The 18,155-nt window shown below is 67.2% G+C and carries 23 protein-coding genes and 1 other RNA gene; 17 read left to right on the forward strand and 7 right to left on the reverse strand.

Annotated features, from left to right (window positions below):
• Positions 1 to 197 precede the first annotated feature (197 nt).
• From argS to tatC, 8 genes are all read left to right on the forward strand, one after another.
• Positions 198 to 1,922 (forward strand): arginine--tRNA ligase, encoded by a 1,725-nt coding sequence (argS, locus tag ACTJKY_RS11345; protein WP_440846123.1) that lies wholly within the window; start codon positions 198 to 200, stop codon positions 1,920 to 1,922.
• A gap of 5 nt (positions 1,923 to 1,927) precedes the next feature.
• Entirely contained in the window at positions 1,928 to 2,641 is a 714-nt protein-coding gene (locus ACTJKY_RS11350; RefSeq protein WP_440846335.1) for an SPOR domain-containing protein, read from the forward strand.
• A gap of 41 nt (positions 2,642 to 2,682) precedes the next feature.
• Positions 2,683 to 3,687 (forward strand): beta-N-acetylhexosaminidase, encoded by a 1,005-nt coding sequence (gene nagZ / locus ACTJKY_RS11355; RefSeq protein ID WP_440846124.1) that lies wholly within the window; start codon positions 2,683 to 2,685, stop codon positions 3,685 to 3,687.
• Between the two features lie 75 nt (positions 3,688 to 3,762).
• The gene (locus ACTJKY_RS11360) at positions 3,763 to 4,497 is read left to right on the forward strand and encodes a segregation and condensation protein A (RefSeq protein WP_440846126.1); all 735 of its coding nucleotides are present in this window, start codon (positions 3,763 to 3,765) and stop codon (positions 4,495 to 4,497) included.
• A complete protein-coding gene (gene scpB, locus ACTJKY_RS11365) occupies positions 4,494 to 5,093 on the forward strand; it encodes an SMC-Scp complex subunit ScpB (protein WP_440846127.1) in 600 nt (199 codons plus the stop codon). The genes ACTJKY_RS11360 and scpB overlap by 4 nt, the downstream gene beginning before the upstream one ends.
• A gap of 106 nt (positions 5,094 to 5,199) precedes the next feature.
• A complete protein-coding gene (locus tag ACTJKY_RS11370) occupies positions 5,200 to 5,433 on the forward strand; it encodes a twin-arginine translocase TatA/TatE family subunit (protein WP_121078261.1) in 234 nt (77 codons plus the stop codon).
• Between the two features lie 97 nt (positions 5,434 to 5,530).
• Complete coding sequence (locus ACTJKY_RS11375) at positions 5,531 to 5,995, forward strand: twin-arginine translocase subunit TatB (RefSeq protein WP_440846129.1); 465 nt, start codon at positions 5,531 to 5,533, stop codon at positions 5,993 to 5,995.
• The gene (gene tatC / locus ACTJKY_RS11380; RefSeq protein ID WP_440846131.1) at positions 5,992 to 6,789 is read left to right on the forward strand and encodes a twin-arginine translocase subunit TatC; all 798 of its coding nucleotides are present in this window, start codon (positions 5,992 to 5,994) and stop codon (positions 6,787 to 6,789) included. The genes ACTJKY_RS11375 and tatC overlap by 4 nt, the downstream gene beginning before the upstream one ends.
• Before the next feature lie 43 nt (positions 6,790 to 6,832).
• Here the strand turns inward: tatC and ACTJKY_RS11385 are convergent, their stop codons facing one another.
• The 3 genes from ACTJKY_RS11385 to ACTJKY_RS11395 form a co-directional block, all read right to left on the reverse strand.
• Positions 6,833 to 6,967: an entericidin A/B family lipoprotein gene (locus tag ACTJKY_RS11385; protein WP_121078255.1), complete on the reverse strand. Its 135-nt coding sequence runs from the start codon at positions 6,965 to 6,967 to the stop codon at positions 6,833 to 6,835.
• A 268-nt stretch (positions 6,968 to 7,235) separates the two neighbouring features.
• Positions 7,236 to 8,804, reverse strand: coding sequence for a sensor histidine kinase (locus ACTJKY_RS11390; protein ID WP_440846133.1), 1,569 nt, complete (start codon positions 8,802 to 8,804; stop codon positions 7,236 to 7,238).
• Between the two features lie 12 nt (positions 8,805 to 8,816).
• Complete coding sequence (locus tag ACTJKY_RS11395; protein WP_440846135.1) at positions 8,817 to 8,987, reverse strand: NepR family anti-sigma factor; 171 nt, start codon at positions 8,985 to 8,987, stop codon at positions 8,817 to 8,819.
• A gap of 274 nt (positions 8,988 to 9,261) precedes the next feature.
• Here ACTJKY_RS11395 and ACTJKY_RS11400 point away from each other — a divergent pair, with 274 nt between their 5' ends.
• From ACTJKY_RS11400 to ACTJKY_RS11435, 8 genes are all read left to right on the forward strand, one after another.
• Complete coding sequence (locus ACTJKY_RS11400; protein ID WP_440846136.1) at positions 9,262 to 10,059, forward strand: response regulator; 798 nt, start codon at positions 9,262 to 9,264, stop codon at positions 10,057 to 10,059.
• Positions 10,060 to 10,123: 64 nt separating this feature from the next.
• Positions 10,124 to 10,261, forward strand: a complete 138-nt coding sequence (locus tag ACTJKY_RS11405; protein ID WP_440846138.1) for a hypothetical protein — start codon at positions 10,124 to 10,126, stop codon at positions 10,259 to 10,261.
• A 96-nt stretch (positions 10,262 to 10,357) separates the two neighbouring features.
• Complete coding sequence (locus ACTJKY_RS11410) at positions 10,358 to 11,008, forward strand: sigma-70 family RNA polymerase sigma factor (RefSeq protein WP_440846139.1); 651 nt, start codon at positions 10,358 to 10,360, stop codon at positions 11,006 to 11,008.
• 90 nt (positions 11,009 to 11,098) lie between these two features.
• Entirely contained in the window at positions 11,099 to 11,227 is a 129-nt protein-coding gene (locus ACTJKY_RS11415) for a hypothetical protein (RefSeq protein ID WP_440846140.1), read from the forward strand.
• 50 nt (positions 11,228 to 11,277) lie between these two features.
• Positions 11,278 to 11,375, forward strand: an RNA gene (ffs, locus tag ACTJKY_RS11420) — signal recognition particle sRNA small type.
• Between the two features lie 75 nt (positions 11,376 to 11,450).
• Positions 11,451 to 13,112, forward strand: a complete 1,662-nt coding sequence (locus ACTJKY_RS11425) for a DNA polymerase III subunit gamma/tau (RefSeq protein WP_440846141.1) — start codon at positions 11,451 to 11,453, stop codon at positions 13,110 to 13,112.
• Positions 13,109 to 13,432 (forward strand): YbaB/EbfC family nucleoid-associated protein, encoded by a 324-nt coding sequence (locus tag ACTJKY_RS11430; RefSeq protein WP_440846142.1) that lies wholly within the window; start codon positions 13,109 to 13,111, stop codon positions 13,430 to 13,432. Before ACTJKY_RS11425 ends, ACTJKY_RS11430 begins: the two co-directional genes overlap by 4 nt.
• A gap of 71 nt (positions 13,433 to 13,503) precedes the next feature.
• Entirely contained in the window at positions 13,504 to 13,764 is a 261-nt protein-coding gene (locus ACTJKY_RS11435) for a hypothetical protein (protein WP_440846143.1), read from the forward strand.
• Between the two features lie 159 nt (positions 13,765 to 13,923).
• Here ACTJKY_RS11435 and mtgA read toward each other — a convergent pair whose 3' ends face one another.
• The 3 genes from mtgA to ACTJKY_RS11450 all read right to left on the reverse strand — a co-directional run bounded on the left by mtgA (position 13,924) and on the right by ACTJKY_RS11450 (position 16,651).
• Positions 13,924 to 14,667 (reverse strand): monofunctional biosynthetic peptidoglycan transglycosylase, encoded by a 744-nt coding sequence (mtgA, locus tag ACTJKY_RS11440; RefSeq protein WP_440846144.1) that lies wholly within the window; start codon positions 14,665 to 14,667, stop codon positions 13,924 to 13,926.
• A 61-nt stretch (positions 14,668 to 14,728) separates the two neighbouring features.
• A complete protein-coding gene (gene rpoH, locus ACTJKY_RS11445; protein ID WP_141986771.1) occupies positions 14,729 to 15,634 on the reverse strand; it encodes an RNA polymerase sigma factor RpoH in 906 nt (301 codons plus the stop codon).
• 60 nt (positions 15,635 to 15,694) lie between these two features.
• Positions 15,695 to 16,651, reverse strand: a complete 957-nt coding sequence (locus tag ACTJKY_RS11450; RefSeq protein WP_440846145.1) for an RluA family pseudouridine synthase — start codon at positions 16,649 to 16,651, stop codon at positions 15,695 to 15,697.
• A gap of 18 nt (positions 16,652 to 16,669) precedes the next feature.
• Between ACTJKY_RS11450 and ACTJKY_RS11455 the strand changes: the two genes are divergently transcribed.
• The gene (locus tag ACTJKY_RS11455) at positions 16,670 to 17,071 is read left to right on the forward strand and encodes a Mov34/MPN/PAD-1 family protein (protein WP_440846146.1); all 402 of its coding nucleotides are present in this window, start codon (positions 16,670 to 16,672) and stop codon (positions 17,069 to 17,071) included.
• A 148-nt stretch (positions 17,072 to 17,219) separates the two neighbouring features.
• Here ACTJKY_RS11455 and ACTJKY_RS11460 read toward each other — a convergent pair whose 3' ends face one another.
• A complete protein-coding gene (locus ACTJKY_RS11460) occupies positions 17,220 to 18,080 on the reverse strand; it encodes a hypothetical protein (protein ID WP_440846148.1) in 861 nt (286 codons plus the stop codon).
• Positions 18,081 to 18,155 lie beyond the last annotated feature (75 nt).

An 18,155-nucleotide genomic window follows, 5' to 3' on the forward strand; every position in this document is an offset into this window, starting at 1 on the left:
AGAAGGTGGCGCGCGAAGCGCGACGGAGAGGTGTCGACCCTGGTGCGGCACGCCTCCGCCTCGACGGGTGACACCCCTTCGTCAGGCCTTCGGCCTGCCACCTTCCCTTGCAGGAGAGGATCGCGAGTCCCAATAGGGATGACGGCGCCGCGCCACTGCGCTACAGCCGCCGCTCCCATTCCCCATTGGATTGCTCAATGACGCTTTATGCTCGTTTCGCCGCGCATCTGAATCTGGCTCTGGATGCGCTCGTCCTCGCCGGCGATCTGCCTGCGGGGCTGGAGCGACGCGCGATCACGGTCGAGCCGCCGCGCGATCCGAGCCATGGCGATCTCGCCACCAATGCCGCGATGGTGCTCGCCAAGCCCGCCGGCACCAATCCGCGCACGCTCGCCGAAAAGCTGGTCGCCGAGCTGGAGAAGCTGGACGAGGTCGCGGCCGTGTCGGTCGCCGGTCCCGGCTTCATCAACCTGACGCTGAACGAGGACAGCTGGCGCGGAGAAGTCGCCGAGATCCTGCGCGCAGGCGCCGACTATGGCCGCTCGTCGCTGGGCGCGGGGACGACCGTCAACATCGAGTACGTCTCGGCCAACCCTACGGGTCCGATGCACATGGGTCATTGCCGCGGCGCGGTGGTGGGCGATGCGCTGGCGAGCCTGCTCGAATATGTCGGCCACAAGGTCATCCGCGAATATTATGTCAACGACGCGGGCGGCCAGGTCGACGTGCTCGCCCGCTCGGCGCATCTGCGCTACCGCGAGGCGTTGGGCGCGACGATCGAGATCCCCGAGGGCCTCTATCCGGGCGACTATCTGAAGCCGGTCGGCGCGCAGCTCGCCGCCGACTATGGCGACAAATATGTCGACGCGCCCGAGAGCGAATGGCTGGCGCTGTTCCGCAAGACCGCGGTCGCGGCGATGCTCGTCATGATCAAGGACGATCTGGCGCTGCTCGGCATCCATCACGACCTGTTCTCGTCCGAGGCCGAGCTGCAGGCCGCCGGCAAGCCCGAACAGGCCGAGGCATGGCTGCGCGAGCGCGGCCTCGTCTATGACGGCGTGCTCGAGGCCCCCAAGGGCGAGACGCCCGAGGACTGGGAGCCGGTGGAGCTGCCGCTGTTCCGCTCGACCCAGTTCGGGGATGATCAGGATCGCCCGATCAAGAAGTCGAACGGCCAGTGGACCTATTTCGGCGCCGATCTCGCCTATCACTTCCAGAAGGCACAGACGGCCGACCAGCTGATCGACATCTGGGGCGCCGACCATGCCGGCACGGTGAAGCGGATCGTCGCGGCGGTGCAGGCGCTGACCGGCGGCGAAACCCGCTTCGACGTCAAGCTGGTCCAGATGGTCCGCCTGCTGCGCGCCGGCGAGCCGGTGAAGATGTCCAAGCGCGCGGGCAATTTCGTGACCCTCGCGGACGTGGTCCGCGAAGTGGGCAAGGACGTGGTGCGCTTCACCATGCTCACCCGCAAGGCCGATGCCCAGATGGACTTCGACTTCGCCAAGGTGCTCGAGACGTCCAAGGAAAACCCTGTTTTCTACGTGCAATACGCCCATGCCCGCGTGGCATCGGTGCATCGCCGCGCGGCCGAGGCGGGCGTGAGCCTGGACGAGGCGGCGGACCTGTCGCTGCTCGACGGCCGCGAACTGGCGGTGGCGAAGCTCGCCGCGCAGTTCCCGCGCGTGGTGGAAGCCGCGGCGAGCGCCCGCGAACCGCACCGCATCGCCTTCTATCTCTATGATCTGGCGGCGGAATTCCACGCGCTTTACAATATGGGCAACGACTCTGCCGATCGCCGATTCCTGATGGTCGACCAGCCCGCGCTGACCCGCGCGCGGCTGTTCCTCGGCCGCTCGATCCAGCAGGTCATCCGCAACGGCCTCGCGCTGATGGGCGTGGAGGCGGTCGAGGAGATGTGATGCCGATGCGCGGCCGGTATGACGACAGCGAACGGCTCCCCTGGCTGGAGACGGTGGAGGAGGCCTATGAGGAGCCGCGGCAGGGCCGCGTGTTCGTCACGGTCTTCCTCGCCCTGCTCGTGCTGGGGGCGGCGGGCGGCGTCTATTACTGGCTCAAGCATCGTGCGTCGCGCGACGGCAATGGCGCGCTGATCGCGGCCCCGGCCGAGCCCTACAAGGTGCGGCCGGACCAGCCGGGGGGGATGCGCGTCGACGGCGAGGGCGACATCGTCTTCCGCACCAGCCAGGGCGGGCCGAGCGAGGCGGGCATCAATGTCGGTGCGCTGCCAGAGGCGCCCGTCGAAGGGCAGAAGCCGCGCCAGGCGCCGACCAATGGGCCCAAGGCGAGCAGCAGCGCGACCATCGCGCTCCCCGCGCCGACCATCGTCAAGGCGACGCCGACGCCGAAGGTGGCGACGGTCCGTTCGGCCGGGGAGGGCGCAGGCGCGCTGGTCCAGCTCGGCGCCTTCCCGAGCGAGGGCGCGGCCAACATCGCCTGGACGCGGATGTCGAAGCGGTTCGCCTATCTCGCGCCGCTCGGCAAGCTGGTGGTCCCCTTCGCCACGCCCGAGGGCAAGACGGTGTACCGCCTGCGGGTGAATGCCGGCAGCAATGGCCAGGCGCGCGAGATGTGCGGCAAGCTGAAGGTCGCCGGCGAGAACTGCTTCGTCGCGAGCTGAAGGGGGTTGCGGGCGAGGGCGGATCGGTTAGGCCTGCGCCCATGAAGCCCGTGATCTTCGGCCTGTCCGGCCCGACGCTTACCGACGACGAACGCGCCTTTTTCCGCGAGGCGGTGCCGCTCGGCTACATCCTGTTCAAGCGCAATTGCGAGACCCCCGAGCAGATGCGGGCGCTCACCGACGACCTGCGCGATCTGAGTGGGCGGGGCGACCTGCCGATCCTGATCGACCAGGAGGGCGGCCGCGTCGCGCGGATGCAGCCGCCGGTCTGGCCGGCCTTCCCGACCGGTGCCGCCTTCGATGCGCTGTATGAGCGCGCGCCGATCTCGGCGATCGAGGCGGCGCGGGCGAACGGCCAGGCGCTTGCCGCGATCCTGCGCGAGGCGGGCGTGACGGTCGACTGCGCGCCGCTGCTCGACGTGGCGGTGGAGGGCGGGACGCCTGCGATCGGCGATCGCGCGTTCGGGCGCGATCCGATGCGGGTGGCGGCGCTCGGCCGCGCGCTACTCGACGGGCTGGCGCGAGGCGGCGTGGTGGGCATCGTCAAGCATATGCCGGGGCATGGCCGGGCGATGGTCGACAGCCATCTCGAACTGCCGCGGGTGAAGGCGAGCGCCGAGGAATTGGAGGCGGACCTGCTGCCGTTCCAGCGGCTGCACGACGCGCCGATGGGAATGACCGCGCATATCGTGTTTGAGGCCTGGGACGCCGCGCTGCCCGCGACGCTCTCGCCGACGGTGATCCGCGAGATCATCCGGGGGAAGATCGGCTTTGATGGGCTGCTGTTCACCGATGACATCGACATGAAGGCGCTCTCCGGTACCGCGGGCGAAAAAGCCGAGCGCGCGCTGGCGGCGGGCTGCGACGTGGTGCTGGATTGCTGGGCGCGGATGCCGGAGATGGTGGAGATCGTATCCCGGATGCCGGATGCCCCCGCGGTGTGCCTCGAGCGGCTGGCGCGGGCGATGGGCTCGGTGGGCGAGGCGGAGGACGTGCCGCTCGCCGAGCTGCAGGCCAAGCGGGATGCGCTGCTGGGGCTGCGCTGACCTCACTTAAGCCCCTCCTCCGGGGACGAGGGGCTTATTGTTGCCCGGCCCGCTCCCTCCTCCTATGACCACCCGGTGGACGGGGGCGACGACATTCTGAAGATCGAGGTCGAGGGCTGGGAAGGCCCGCTCGACCTGCTGCTGGCGCTCGCCCGCACGCAGAAGGTGGATTTGCGCCAGATATCCATCCTCGAGCTGGTCGAGCAATATCTTGCCTATGTCCACGCCGCGCGCGAATTGCGGCTGGAACTCGCCGCCGACTATCTCGTGATGGCGGCGTGGCTCGCCTATCTCAAGTCCGCGCTGCTGCTCCCCCGCAACCCCGCCGAAAGCCCGAGCCCGGAGGAACTGGCGCTGCGCCTGCAGCTCCGCCTCGAACGGCTGAGTGCGATGCGCGAGGCAGGCGCCCGGCTGGTCGCGCGCGACCGGATGGGGCGCGATGTCTTCCCGCGCGGCGCTCCCGAAGGGCTGCGCGTCGAGCGGCAGGCCAAGTGGGAAGTGTCGATTTACGACCTGATCGCCGCCTACGGCCGGATCAGCGCGCGCACGCGGCCCGTCATGCACGTCGTTGCCCACCGCGACGTGATGACGCTGGAGGCGGCGCTGGAACGGCTTTCCACCCAGCTTGGTACGCGGATCGACTGGGACGTGATCGAAAGCTTCCTGCCCGAAGGCGCCAGCGACCTGTTCCGCCGCTCGGCGCTCGCCTCGTCCTTCGTCGCCGCGCTGGAGCTGGCGCGGCAGGGGCGGCTGGAGATTCGCCAGGACGCGCCGTTCGCGCCGCTCTACCTCAAGGCAATCCCGCAATGATCGATGCGGGGGACCCCGTGCGCGCGGTCGAGGCGGTGCTGTTCGCCGCCGAGGCGCCGGTCAGCGTCGACGAGATCCGCGCCTATGTCGGGCCCGAGGTCGACATCCGCGCGGCGCTGGCGGCGCTCGGCGAAACCTACGCCGGGCGCGGCATCGAGCTGGTCCGCCGCGGCGATCGCTGGCATTTCCAGACCGCTGCCGACCTCGCCCATCTGCTCCGCCGCGACCGCGAGGACAGCCGCAAGCTCAGCCGCGCGGGCATCGAGACGCTGGCGATCATCGCCTATCACGAACCGGTGACAAGGGCCGAGATCGAGGCGATCCGCGGCGTGCAGATCTCCAAGGGCACGATCGACGTGCTCATGGAGGCGGGCTGGGTGCGCCCCGCCGGGCGCCGCGAAGTGCCGGGGCGGCCGCTGATGTATGCCACCACGGCCGGCTTCCTGAGCCATTTCGGGCTGGCGAGCCGGCGCGACCTGCCGGGCATCGAGGATCTCAAGGCAGCGGGGCTGCTCGATCCCGTCGATCTCGCCTTGGAACAGCTCGATGCGGCCGAGGCGGCGGCGGAAAGCGAAACTGTCACGGACGACGAATAGGCAGGTCATCCCGGATTCGGCCGGTACAACCATGGTAGAGGGTGATCAGCCGTTGCCGTGGGGAGCCGCGGGCCTTAGATAGGTCGGGATATCAAGGAGAATTCTCATGGGTAGCTTCAGCCTGATGCACTGGCTGGTCGTCGGCATCATCGCCATCCTGCTGCTGGGCGGCGGCCGTTTCTCCCACATGATGGGCGACGTCGCGAAGGGCATCAAGAACTTCAAGAAGGGCATGGCCGAGGACGATACCCAGACGCCGCCGACCCGGATCGAAGGCAAGCCGGCCCCCGAGCCGGGCTATACGCCGGAAGCCGAGCGCGCTCGCGAGGAGCATCGCTGAGCCTCTGCCGGGGCGCCGGTAAGGCCCGGCGGCCCGGATGTTGATCGCAGCGCGTCGGGCGACCGGCGCATGCCGTGCGAGTGGATGCGCCTACAGAATGTTCAATATCGATTCCGGCGAGTTTTTGGTCGTGGCCATCGCCGCCCTCATCTTCATCGGGCCGAAGGACCTGCCGCGGGCGATGCATTTCGTCGGCAAATGGGTCGGCAAGGCCCGCGCGGTGGGACGGCAATTCCGTTCGGGCATCGATTCGATGGTCCGCGAGGCCGAACTGGCCGAGCTGGAGAAGCAATGGGCGGCGGAGAATGAGCGGATCATGCGGCAATATCCGCCGCAGCCGCTCGCCGCGCCCGACGCCGTTCCGGCGATTGAGCATGTTGCGCATGACCCCGTCCCGCACGATCCCGCTTCGCACGAGCATGTACCACATGAAGGGGACGCCCCGGTGATGACGCCGCAGCCGGACCTTCGCCCGGATCCCGGGCCGGTCGAGCTCTCCGCGCCCAAGCCCGCCGCGAACGACGCCAAGCCCGTTCCCCCTGCCAGCGAAGTACAGCCGTGAGCGAGATCGACGACACCCAGGCCCCGCTGCTCGAGCATCTGATCGAGCTGCGCAAGCGGCTGGTCTGGTCGATCCTGTCGCTGCTGGTGGCGTTCGGCGGCTGCCTCTATTTCGCGCGGGGCATCCTTTCCTTCCTCGTCGCGCCGCTCAAGACGGCGGGGCAGGCGAGGATCATCAACACCGATATTTTCGGCGGATTCCTCGTCGAGGTGAAGGTGGCGTTCTTCGCCGGGCTGATGATCGCCTTCCCGATCATCGCCAACCAGCTTTGGCAGTTCGTCGCGCCTGGCCTGTATCGGCGCGAGAAGCAGGCGTTGCTGCCGTTCCTGCTGGCCACGCCGGTCCTGTTCATCGCTGGCGCCTCGATGGCCTATTTCGTCGCGATTCCAGTGGCGCTGAAGTTCCTGCTGGGCTTCCAGGGCAATCTGGGCGGCGTGGAGCAGACCGCGCTGCCGGATGTGAACAACTATCTGAAGTTCATCATGCAGTTCATTTTCGGCTTCGGGATCTCGTTCCTGCTGCCGGTGCTGCTGATGCTGCTCGAACATGCCGGCATCGTCACCTATGAGCAGCTGAAGGGCGCGTGGCGCTATGCGATCGTCGCCTCGGTGGCGATCGCCGCGGTGCTGACCCCGCCGGACGTGGGGTCGCAGCTGCTGCTGGCGGGCCCGCTGATCGGGCTGTATTTCCTGTCGCTGATCGCGATCTACTTCACCCGGCGGCGGCGCGAGCGCACGGCGGCGACCGGGGCGGAAGCGGCGGAGGCCGAGGGCGAAGCCCAGACCGCCGAATAAGCGAAGCCCCCGCCGCGGGTGCGGCAGGGGCTTGCTGAACTTCTTACTTGGACTTGTCGGCGGCGTTGGCGACGGTGTCGCCGGCCGAGGCAACGTCCTTGCCTGCGCCTTCCACGGTGTTGCACGCAGCGATCAGCAGGGTGCCGGCGAGCGCGGCGGCGGTGATGAGTTTACGCATCGAAAATCTCCTTCATTCCCCGTTTGCCGGGACGGAAGGTTCAATGCGGCGCGCGTGGAAACGTTCCTGCATTCCAGCGCAGAGGCGCTGTGCGAAACTTTATCCAGCGATGTCAGGAAGGAAGTAGGCCCGGAAGCGTCACCGGGGGGGGGAGGGTAGACGCTTCCGGGCCCATGTCGTGGACAGCGAGAGCGGGGGGGCAAAGGTCGCTATCCGAAGTGTAGAACGTCGACCCCGTTGCGGGGTTCCACCGCTTCGGACGATTTTTTCAGAAGCGTCCGGTGATCGCGATCGTCGTCTCATAGGCGCCGACCAGCGGATCATGGTGGAGCTGGGTGCGCAGCTGGCGGGCGAGGCCCAGCAGCACGCGGCCATAGCGCTTGTCGACCAGTCCCTCGAAGACGGCACCGCCGACCAGCGCCGGCGAGGAGACGCGCAGCACGGCGCGATCGGCGTCTTCGGGCGCCTTGATCGAAATGCGGATCTGCGCGGCCGGATTGCAGCTGACCGCGAGCTCGATGATCTCGGTGAGCAGGAACGACACCGCGATCGCCACGTCCTGCGTGACGAGCAGCGATTCGACTTCGAGCGTGATGCCCATGCCGCGCGCCTGTTCGGAAGCGGTGGCGCGCAGATTGGCGGCGAGCTCGCCGATCACCGAGCGCAGTTCCAGCCCGCGATTTTCCTCCATCTCGGCATAATGGTGGCGGTGGACCACGGCGAGCGCGTCGACCCGGCGCTGGATGGAGGCATAGGCGTTGGCCGCCTCCTCGCCCCTGGCGGCGCGCGCGTGGAAGTTGATCAGGCTGGAGATGACCTGGAGGTTGTTCTTCACCCGGTGGTGCACTTCGCGGGTGAGACGGGTCTGCTGGACGAGGCCCTTGGCCAGATCGGCCTCGTGCGCCTGGACGGTGCGGCTGATCTCGCTGAACGTGTCGCCCAGCTCGCGGATTTCCTGCGCGGGGATGGGCCCCAGCCGGTCGGTATCGATTACGTCGCCCGGCTTGTAATTGGCGACGCTGCTGCGCAGCTGGCGCAAGGGACGGATCAGCAGGATGTCGACGACGAACCAGCCGATGCCGGCGGCGGCGATCCACATCACCACCAGCAGCACCGTCGCGATCACCAGCGGCGAGGTGATCGGTGCGCCCGGCATGGTGGTTTCCAGCGCGAGGTCGTCGACGCCCAGGTTGCTGCGCAGGCTCTTGCCGCGATCGAGCGGGCCATTGTCCTTGAGCGCACGCAGCGTCAGTCGGTCGCCATGGCCGATCAGCGCCGCGCCATATTCGGGGACGAAGCCGCTGGGGCGGGCGAGGCCGGCGAGCAGGTCGCGCGGATAATAGGCGGTAGCGGTCGCGCCATCGCCGCCGCTGATCCGCAGCAGCAGGCCGCCGGGGACGATCCGCGCGGAGACGTCGCCGCGCGGCGTCTCGATCATGCCGGCCTGGTCGAAGGCGCGGCCGCACAAGGTTCGGCCGCGGCCGTCGCGCACCACGAAATGCGCCTGGCTCTGTGCCGCATAGGTGCCGGCGAGCCGGGTGCAGCTGGGCGCGTCGTCGGGATTGCGTTCGAGCGCGGCGAGCGCCTCGCCGAGCTGCGCGACATGGTTGGCGAGCAGGTTTTCGAGATTGCCCGCGCTTTCCTGCGCGGTGACGCTCAGCCGCTCGCGCGCCTCGTCGTCGGCGCTGCGGGTGGTCTGCAAGGTAGTAAACAGCGCAATGAGGGCCAGCGGCAGCAGCGCGCCGACCAGAATCAGGAAAACCTTGGCGCCCGTGGGCAGGCGCCCGAGCGCCGCCGAGAAGCCTCGGCCGCGGAGCGGAGAATCCAGGCCGTTCATGGGTGGATTCGTTTAATCGAGCTTCTTCAGCAGGTCGAGCAGGTCATCCGGCACCGACTCGTTCAGCGTCTCGTCATATGCGCGGCGCAATACGTCACCCACGTCGGCGTTGGGGCGCGGCTTCTTGTCGCTCCCCTGTTCCGGCTGCGGCTGCTTGCCCTGATCATCTTTAGCGGAATGCACCAATTCCCCCCTAAGGGTCCGGAAAAATGTCCGGGCACCCGGACGAATGAACGATGTGACCGTTACCGCGAATAGTGATAACGACGCCGAGTGCAAGCACCCGACGTCGCGGCAACCATCCACGCGGTCCGGACGATGAAACCAAAGAGCACCTCGATTGTTCCACTCACGATGCGAAATCCGGGGAGGGGCTTCTTCGGGTGACGGAATCAATTGAATTAAGGCCCGCCGGGGGCGACAAAGGCTCCCGAACCTGATGGAGAAAACACAGCTCATGTCGCTTGGTCAGCAACTCGCGCCGCACCTTCCGCTCCTGCGGCGCTATGCCCGTGCGCTCACCGGCAACCAGGCCGAAGGCGACCGCTATGTCCGCGCCGCCCTCGAAGCGATCGTCGAGGCACCCGATCAGTTTCCGCGCGATGTCGATGCGCGGCTCGGCCTGTACCGCACCTTCCAGGTGATCTGGCAGTCGAGCCAGTGGGACGACAGCATCGATGCGGTGGAGCAGGGCAATGACGCCGAGGCGATCGCCCGCAAGCGGCTCGCCCGGCTCACCCCGCTGTCGCGCCAGGCGCTGCTGCTGACGACGGTGGAAGGCTTCCCGCCCGAGGATGCCGCTTATCTGATTGGCGAGCAGCCCGCGCGCGTTTCGGAACTGGTCGCCGAAGCGGTGGCCGAGATCGAGCGTCAGACGCGCACCCGCGTGATGATCATCGAGGACGAGCCGCTGATCGCGATGGATCTCGAGCAGATCGTCCGCGACCTCGGCCATGACGTGACCGGCGTCGCCGTCACGCGTGACGAAGCCGTGGCCTTGGCGATGGAAGATCGTCCGGGCCTGGTGCTCGCCGATATCCAGCTGGCCGACGACAGCTCGGGCATCGACGCGGTGAAGGACATCCTCGCCGAGTTCGCGGTGCCGGTGATCTTCATCACTGCGTTCCCGGAGCGTCTGCTTACCGGCGAACGGCCTGAGCCGACCTTCCTGATCACCAAGCCGTTCCAGCGCGAAACGGTGAAGGCGACGATCAGCCAGGCGCTGTTCTTCGACGAGGCGACCGTGCCGGCGTGAACGGAAAATGGGGCGGGTTCCACCCGGTACGGACCTAAAACGGTTTTCGGGTGTTTAGCATTTCATGGCTGAGCATGATGAACCCGCCCACCTTTCCACGGATAGCGCCCGCGCGGGCGCGACCCCGGGAGTTGCGCGCTATGTGCTGATTATCGGCACATTGCTGGTCATTGTGATTTTTGCTGTTATCTTGTTGGTTTGACGAGAGATGCTGCACAGCAAGGTGCTTGACATCAAGCCGTCCGACCCCAGCTTGACAACGAACCGCGACGCCCTGCGCGCTAACGATCGGGATTGCATGACCGAAGCTACCCACACGGATCACGACGAACCGGGCGCGACTGCGGCCCCGGTGGAACATGTTTCGCTGTCGGATCCCGAGTTCAAGACGCAGCTGGCACAGGTGATTCCGCATCTGCGCGCCTTTGGCCGCTCGCTGTCGGGCAGCCGCGATCTCGCCGACGATCTGGTCCAGGAGACCCTCCTAAAGGCGTGGGCCGCGCGCAAGCGCTTCCAGGCCGGCACCAACATGCGCGCCTGGACCTTCATCATCCTTCGCAACCTCTATCTCAGCCAGATGCGCCGCGCGCGCTTCAAGGGCGAGTGGGACGATCTGGTCGCCGATCGCCTGCTGGCGGCGCCGGCAAGCCAGGATCGCCACGTCGAGCTGGCGGACATGCAGCGTGCGCTGCTCCACCTGCCGCAGCCCCAGCGCGAGGCGCTGATCCTGGTCGGCGCAGGCGGGTTCGCCTATGAGGAAGCGGCCGAGATCTGCCAGGTCGCGGTCGGCACGATCAAGAGCCGGGTGGCCCGCGGCCGCGTCGCGCTCGAGGCGCTGATGTCGGAGGGGCAGCTGCCCTCCCGTCGCTCGACCTCCCTCAATGAGGACGGTCGCAGCGCGCTCGACACGATCATGGGCGAAGTCGAGGATCTCAGCCGCGAACGCTGAGGGTTCTTGTTCACGTGCCTGTGGACATTCCCTATCGTATGCCGACGCACATCGTGGAAACCTGCTCTTTCTAGCAGAAGGGCAGGTTTCATGCGTCTCGATCGTTCTTATCGCCGCCAATCGGGTTTCGGGCCCACAACAGTCAGCGTGATCGCGCTGATTTCGCTGGTGGCCATGCTGTGGCTGGTACTGTGGAAGCTGTTCCAGGTCACTGGCTGAGGCGGCAGAAATCGGCCCTTGCCACCCGCGCGCGCTTCCCCCATATGCGCCGCGGGAGTCGGGCGGACGGGATCGTCGCCAACCCGGTCAGGTCCGGAAGGAAGCAGCCGTAACGATTTCGTCCCGGGTCGTTCCGGCTCCCACCCATCACCCACATCGCTATCCACAGGCCATCGCGCCTCCCGCTTCGACAAATCGTCTGCGGATGCCTAGATAGGCAGCGATGTCCGATTCCCTGCTTGGCCTCGAAGAACCGCCGCAGCCTGCGAAGGCCGAAGCCTATCGCGTGCTAGCCCGCAAATACCGGCCGCAGACGTTCAGCGCGCTGATCGGCCAGGATGCGATGGTCACCACGCTGGGCAACGCGATAAAGCGCGACCGGCTGGCGCACGCCTTCCTGTTGACCGGCGTGCGCGGGGTGGGCAAGACCTCCACCGCGCGGCTGATCGCCAAGGCGCTCAACTGCATCGGCCCGGACGGGCAGGGCGGCCCGACGATCGATCCGTGCGGCGTCTGCGAACCCTGCCGCGCGATCGCCGAGGGGCGCCATATCGACGTGATCGAGATGGACGCCGCCAGCCATACCGGCGTCGACGATGTGCGCGAGATCATCGAGGCATCGCGCTATGCCGCGGTCTCGGCGCGCTACAAGATCTACATCATCGACGAAGTCCACATGCTGTCGAAGAACGCGTTTAACGCGCTCTTGAAGACGCTGGAGGAGCCGCCGGGGCATGTGAAGTTCCTGTTCGCCACGACGGAAGTGAACAAGGTGCCGGTCACGGTGCTGTCGCGCTGCCAGCGCTTCGACCTGCGCCGCATCCCGGCCGAACTGCTCGCCGAGCATTTCGCCAGGGTGTGCGTGGCCGAGCAGGTCGAGGCGGAGCCCGAGGCGCTGGCGCTGGTCGCCCGCGCGGCGGAAGGTTCGGCGCGCGACGGGCTTTCGATCCTCGACCAGGCGATCGCGCATGCGGGCCTGGAAGGCGAGGGAGTGAAGGCCGAGGCCGTGCGCCAGATGCTCGGCCTGTCCGATCGCGGCGCCAACCGCGCGCTGTTCGGCACGCTGGTCGAAGGCCAGGCGCAGCAGGCGCTCGCGGGGCTGCGGGCGCAATATGATCTGGGCGTCGACCCGCTGGCGGTGCTGCGTGCGCTGCTGGAGACGGTGCACGGCGTGACCCTGGTCAAGCTCGGCACGCACCGCCTCTCCGGTCAGTCGACCGAGGAGCGCGAGGCGATGGAGGGCTGGGCGAGCCGGCTGTCCTTCCCGGCGCTTCACCGGCTGTGGCAGTTGCTGCTGCGCGGGCATGACGAAGTCGCCAAGGCGGCGCTGCCGATCGAGGCGACCGAGATGGCGTTGCTGCGCGTGATCCACGCCGCGCAGCTCCCCGATCCGGGCGAGCTGGCAAAGCAGATCCTCAGCGGCAGCATCGCGGTGCCGGCGGGCGGTCCGGCCGCCGCGGCGCCTGCCGAGCCGACCGCGCCTGCGCCCGCCACGGTGCAGGAGACGGGGCCGGTCCTGCCGACCAACCTCTCCGAACTTGCCGAGCATCTGGAGACGCATCGCCGTCTCCAGCTCGCGATGTTCGTCCGCGATTACATGCGGCCGGTGCGGTTCGAGGGCAGCGAGATCGATTTTGGCGCGGCGCGGCCGCTGCCGCAGGATTTCGTGCGCGAGCTGGGCGGTGCGCTCAAGGACAGCACTGGCGTGCACTGGAAGATTACCCTCGTCGACGGCGCCACCGCGATGACGCTGCGCGAGGAACAGGCGGCGAAGGAAGCGGCCGAGCGCGAAGCGGTGCTCGCCTCGCCGATCGTCGCCGCCGCGATTCAAGCTTTTCCAGATGCCGAGTTGATCGGCTGGACCAAGACCGGGAGTGACGGATGAAGAGTCTCGAAGAAATCATGGCCATGGCGCAGAATGTGCAGGCCGAACTCACCAAGGCGCAGGCGAGTCTCGATTCGGTCGAGGTCGAGGGCGTTTCGGGCGGTGGCCTCGTCAAGGTGACGGCCAGCGCCAAGGGCCGGATCATCGGAATTGCAATCGACGATTCGCTGGTCAACGTCGCCGAAAAGGCGATGCTGGAGGACCTGCTGGTCGCCGCGTTCAACGATGCGCGGGTCAAGGCCGATGCGGCGTCGTCGGAAGCGATGGGCAAGATGACGAGCGGCCTGCCGCTGCCGCCGGGCTTCAAGCTCCCGTTTTGAGACAATAGGTTAGGGAACCAGAAGTTCGTCCCCTCGGTTGCTGTCGCCAGACTAACCGAGGAGAGACGATCATGGCGGAACGTATCGTTGAAGACGGCGTGGCGACCGACCGCGCGACCCACACCGCGGTGATCGAGCGCCGCAGCGGCGGCGGTGCCGGCATGGCGCTGATCGGGCTCGCGGTATTGATCGCGGTGGTGATCGGCGCCTTCTACCTGTTCAACCAGAATGCCCGCGAGAACGCCAAGACCAATGCGGTGACCAGCGCTGCGAGCAGCGTCGGCGATGCCGCTAAGGATGTCGGCGACGCGGCGAAGGACGCGGCGAAGTAAGCCGACACGCACCCTCACCCTTCGGCGCTGCGCGCCTCCCTCCCTCTCCCGCAGGCGGGAGAGGGAATGATGCCCAAAGCCCTCTCCCGCCTGCGGGAGAGGGAGGGGACCTGCCGCCGCAGGCGGTGGGGAGGGTGAGGGTGACCGCGGGCTAGGCGCTCACTTCAGGCAGCGATCCAGCCCGTTGCCCGCCACGACGTTAATCCGCGCATTGATCTTGTTGCCATAGCGCCGGGTGAACCCGCGCGGGTCGATCGCCGCGCGCTTCTTGGGCAGCGGCAGCACCGCGGCGATCAGCGCCGCCTCGCGGTCCGAGAGCTGCGACGCGTCATGGTGGAAGTAGCGCATCGCACCGGCGTTCACGCCATAGGTGCCGATGCCGGTCTCGGCGACGTTGAGGTACACCTCCATGATCCGCCTTTTGCCCCAGATCTTCTCGATCAGCACGGTGAAATAGGCTTCCAGACTCTTCCGGAAATAGCCGCCGCCCTGCCACAGGAACACGTTCTTGGCGGTCTGCTGGCTGATCGTCGAGCCTCCGCGAATCTTGTGATTGCCCTGGGCATTGCGCTGATACGCCTTCTCGATCGCCGCGAAGTCGAAGCCGTCATGCTGGCAGAAGCGCGAATCTTCAGCCGCGATCGCCGCACGCGCCATGCTCGGATCGATGCGGCTCAGCGGCATCCAGTCCTTGGTGACGCCGTGCCCGGCGAACACGTCGCCGATCATCGTCCAGGTGATGGGCGGCGGCACGAAGCGATAGACCGTCACCATCAACAGCGACAGCAGCACGAAGCCGAGTATGAGCTGGAACGCCAGCACGATCAGCCGGCGCCACCAGGGCTTGCGGGCCTTGGCCGGGGAACGGCGGGGGGAGGAGGGGCGGGCGCGAATCTTGCTCACGTTCCCGCCATGCCCCAGCCGGGGCGGTTCCTGCAATCGCTTGCGGGAACCGCCGGCCGGATCAGTGAGTGGCGAGCAGGCGGCGGTCGCCTGCCAGGCGCATCATCGCCTTTTGCAGCTTTTCGAACGCACGCACCTCGATCTGGCGCACGCGCTCGCGCGACACGCCATAGACCTGGCTCAGTTCCTCGAGCGTCTTGGGATCGTCGGTCAGGCGACGCTCGGTAAGGATGTGCTTCTCGCGCTCGTTGAGGTCTTCCATCGCCGAGACGAGCATGTCGTGGCGGACGTCCGCCTCCTGCGCTTCGGCGACCGATTCGTCCTGCAGCGGGCCTTCATCGGCCAGCCAATCCTGCCACTGGCTCTCGCCATCCTCGCGCATCGGCACGTTGAGCGAGGTATCCCCGCCCATCGCCATGCGGCGATTCATCGAGGTGACCTCTTCCTCGGTCACGCCCAGATCGGTGGCGATCTTGGCGAGGTTTTCCGGAGACAGATCGCCATCCTCGAACGCGTCGAGCTTGGCCTTCATCCGGCGCAAGTTGAAGAACAGCTTCTTCTGCGCGGCGGTGGTGCCCATCTTCACCAGTGACCAGCTACGCAGGATGAATTCCTGAATCGAGGCGCGGATCCACCACATCGCATAGGTGGCGAGGCGGAAGCCGCGATCGGGCTCGAACTTCTTCACGCCCTGCATCAGGCCGATATTGCCCTCGGAGATCAGCTCCGACACGGGCAGGCCATAGCCGCGATAGCCCATCGCGATCTTCGCGACGAGGCGAAGGTGCGAGGTGACCAGCTGGGCCGCCGCATCGGTGTCACCATGCTCCTGGAAGCGCTTGGCGAGCATATATTCCTGCTCGGGGCTCAGGATCGGAAATTTCTTGATCTCGGCCAGGTAGCGATTGAGGCTCGCTTCGCCGCCAAGCGCCGGAATCGTCGCGGGGACGTTGCTGCCGCTAGCCATGATCGTTTCTCCCTTTCCAACGGGTGCCGGTCCAAACGGAGGGACTCGGGCGCCCAACACTCATACGAGAAGCTGGTTGAACAGTTCCTGCATGTCTGCAGGCATTACGCTATCGAACGCCAAAGCGTTACTTTTGATCGGGTGGATGAACCCGAGACGTGCCGCATGCAAGGCCTGGCGCTGGAAACCCAAGGTTGCCAGAAGTCCGCGGTGGGTGGAACGCATACTTCCATATAGAGGATCACCCACCAGCGGGTGGCCGATCGACGCCATGTGCACGCGTACCTGATGGGTACGTCCGGTCTCTAACCGGCATTCGATCAACGTCGCGTCACGCAGTTGGTTCAGCCGGGTCCAGTGGGTAATCGCATGCTTGCCGTGACCGGGCGAACACACCGCGATCTTCTTGCGATTGCTTGGCGAGCGGGCGAGCGGCGCGTTGACCGTGCCCGAGGCGGCGAGCACCCGGCCGCTGGCGATCGCCCGGTAGCGCCGGTCGATGCTGTGCGCCTTGAACTGGGCGGCGAGCCCGACATGCGCGCGATCGGTCTTGGCCGCCACCATCAGGCCCGACGTATCCTTGTCGATCCGGTGGACGATCCCCGGCCGCGCGACGCCGCCGATGCCCGAAAGCTGGCCGGCACAGTGGTGGAGCAGCGCGTTGACCAGCGTGCCGTCGAGATTGCCCGCTGCCGGGTGGACTACCAGGCCCGCCGGCTTGTCGATCACGATCAGGTGTTCGTCCTCGAACACCACGTTGAGCGGGATGTCCTGCGCCTCGTTGTGCGCGGGTGCGGGATCGGGCACCACGACCTGGAACACCGCGCCGCCCACGGCCTTGCGAGCGGGGTCGCGGGCGAGGTCGCCGTCGGGGCCGGTGACGGCGCCGGAGGAGATCAGGGCCTTGACCCGCTCGCGCGACAGCGTCGGCAGCGCATCGGTCAAGGCACGGTCGAGCCGCCAGCCATGCGCCTCGTCCGCGATCCGCGCTTCTAAGATGGAAACCCCCTGATTCATGTTTTACCGAAAATGGGCATGGGCGTTACGATTTCAAGATCTATACTGGACGGTATAAAAAAAGCTTCGGCGGCGGCGGCGCCGCGGGAGGCGTGCGGGCTGTTGCTGGGGGCAGGGGGCAGGATCGAACGCTTCACCGAGTGTGCAAACGTTTCCGATGTGCCCGAGATCCGCTTCGAGATCGATCCTGCCGCACTGTTCGCCGCGCTGCGAGCGGAGCGGGCGGGTGGGCCGGCGCTGTTCGGCTATTGGCATTCGCATCCGAACGGGGATGCCAGCCCCTCGCGCACCGATGCGGCAATGGCGGCGGCAGATGGGAAGCTATGGATGATCCTGGCCTGGGAGGACGTCACCTGCTGGCGGGCGGGGCAGGGGGGGCGGTGGGACAGGTTCGCGGAAGAACCGCTGATCGTCGTCTAGGTTCGGAAAGACCGCCTCCTCCCCCGCCAGGGGGAGGTGGGCCGCGCAGCGGCTCGGAGGGGGAGGAAGCACGCCGGCTCGAAAGGTTCTGGCATCCTCCCCCTCCGTCGCCTTTGGCGCCACCTCCCCCTGGCGGGGGAGGATAGGCTCAAGCGAGCGCCGGAGCGTGGTCCGCCGCCAGCACCAGCCGCCCGCATTCGATCATCTCGCTGAGATGCGCCGCATAATGGTAGCGGATCGTCGGGAAACCCTCGTGGTGGAATGCCCGCCGGCTGGGACCGACATGCAGCAGGAAGCGGTTCGCCTCCGCCCGTTTGAGCAGGCGGCGGACATGCGGCTGCGATACGCCGAAGCGCCGCGCCAGCTCGGCGAGCGGCACGGTTGCACCCGCGATCGGCTCGAACGCATCGTCGGTGCAGGTCAGCGCCAGCGTGTGGAGAATGGCGCAGCCCGCCAGCGGGTGCAGGAACGAGGCGCGCAGGCTAGGGAAGGGGTCCGGGCCGCTTGCCAGCGCGTAAAGGCGGCTCGCCTGTACGCTGAGAAAGTGCTGGTAGTGCACGGGGTCTTCCAGCGCCTCGGCGAGCGTAGCCAGCGCCGGATCGAGCATCGCGGCGGGCTCCAGCGCCGCCTGGATGTGCCGACACCAGGCTTGCTGGAAGGCCGGGGTGGTCCGGTAGCAGCTGCCCGAAGCAGGTTGCAGCACGCCGATATGCTGCATGAAGTCGATCAGCGCGGCGGCGCGATTGGCGGTCAGCAGCCCGGTGGCGGCGCAGATCTGCCGGAGCAAGGTGAGCGTCAGCCCGCCGCGGTTATCGAGATAGGCCGCCGACATCGCCGTGATGTAGTGGCCCGCATCCTTGAACACCGCGGCCAGGGTGCGATCCGCGTCCGCTACGGCGAGGATGTTGGCAGCGAAGCGCCGCGCGGCCAAGCCGAAGGCCGGGTGCGCGGCGACCTCGATCCAGTGCGGAGGCAGCGCCTCCGGATCCGTTGTTGCCGCCTGAAGCACCGTTATCGACCCCCAAAATCTACGCTCCGCTCGCTAGCATGCGACTTTCACTGGGAACAATTCGATTCCGTAACA

This window comes from Sphingomonas sp. 22176 (assembly GCF_052045505.1).
Lineage (GTDB): Bacteria > Pseudomonadota > Alphaproteobacteria > Sphingomonadales > Sphingomonadaceae > Sphingomonas.

What these genes read in the sequence shown, in the direction of transcription:
- argS (WP_440846123.1), top strand. Translation starts at nt 198, where the DNA reads ATGACGCTTTATGCTCGTTTCGCCGCGCATCTGAATCTGGCTCTGGAT.
- ACTJKY_RS11415 (WP_440846140.1), top strand. Translation starts at nt 11,099, where the DNA reads ATGCGTCTCGATCGTTCTTATCGCCGCCAATCGGGTTTCGGGCCCACA.
- ACTJKY_RS11350 (WP_440846335.1), top strand. Translation starts at nt 1,928, where the DNA reads ATGCGCGGCCGGTATGACGACAGCGAACGGCTCCCCTGGCTGGAGACG.
- ACTJKY_RS11390 (WP_440846133.1), bottom strand. Translation starts at nt 8,804, where the DNA reads ATGAACGGCCTGGATTCTCCGCTCCGCGGCCGAGGCTTCTCGGCGGCG.
- nagZ (WP_440846124.1), top strand. Translation starts at nt 2,683, where the DNA reads ATGAAGCCCGTGATCTTCGGCCTGTCCGGCCCGACGCTTACCGACGAC.
- scpB (WP_440846127.1), top strand. Translation starts at nt 4,494, where the DNA reads ATGATCGATGCGGGGGACCCCGTGCGCGCGGTCGAGGCGGTGCTGTTC.
- ACTJKY_RS11430 (WP_440846142.1), top strand. Translation starts at nt 13,109, where the DNA reads ATGAAGAGTCTCGAAGAAATCATGGCCATGGCGCAGAATGTGCAGGCC.
- ACTJKY_RS11450 (WP_440846145.1), bottom strand. Translation starts at nt 16,651, where the DNA reads ATGAATCAGGGGGTTTCCATCTTAGAAGCGCGGATCGCGGACGAGGCG.
- ACTJKY_RS11370 (WP_121078261.1), top strand. Translation starts at nt 5,200, where the DNA reads ATGGGTAGCTTCAGCCTGATGCACTGGCTGGTCGTCGGCATCATCGCC.
- ACTJKY_RS11375 (WP_440846129.1), top strand. Translation starts at nt 5,531, where the DNA reads ATGTTCAATATCGATTCCGGCGAGTTTTTGGTCGTGGCCATCGCCGCC.
- ACTJKY_RS11410 (WP_440846139.1), top strand. Translation starts at nt 10,358, where the DNA reads ATGACCGAAGCTACCCACACGGATCACGACGAACCGGGCGCGACTGCG.
- ACTJKY_RS11425 (WP_440846141.1), top strand. Translation starts at nt 11,451, where the DNA reads ATGTCCGATTCCCTGCTTGGCCTCGAAGAACCGCCGCAGCCTGCGAAG.
- rpoH (WP_141986771.1), bottom strand. Translation starts at nt 15,634, where the DNA reads ATGGCTAGCGGCAGCAACGTCCCCGCGACGATTCCGGCGCTTGGCGGC.
- ACTJKY_RS11400 (WP_440846136.1), top strand. Translation starts at nt 9,262, where the DNA reads ATGTCGCTTGGTCAGCAACTCGCGCCGCACCTTCCGCTCCTGCGGCGC.
- ACTJKY_RS11385 (WP_121078255.1), bottom strand. Translation starts at nt 6,967, where the DNA reads ATGCGTAAACTCATCACCGCCGCCGCGCTCGCCGGCACCCTGCTGATC.
- ACTJKY_RS11435 (WP_440846143.1), top strand. Translation starts at nt 13,504, where the DNA reads ATGGCGGAACGTATCGTTGAAGACGGCGTGGCGACCGACCGCGCGACC.
- ACTJKY_RS11405 (WP_440846138.1), top strand. Translation starts at nt 10,124, where the DNA reads ATGGCTGAGCATGATGAACCCGCCCACCTTTCCACGGATAGCGCCCGC.
- ACTJKY_RS11455 (WP_440846146.1), top strand. Translation starts at nt 16,670, where the DNA reads ATGGGCGTTACGATTTCAAGATCTATACTGGACGGTATAAAAAAAGCT.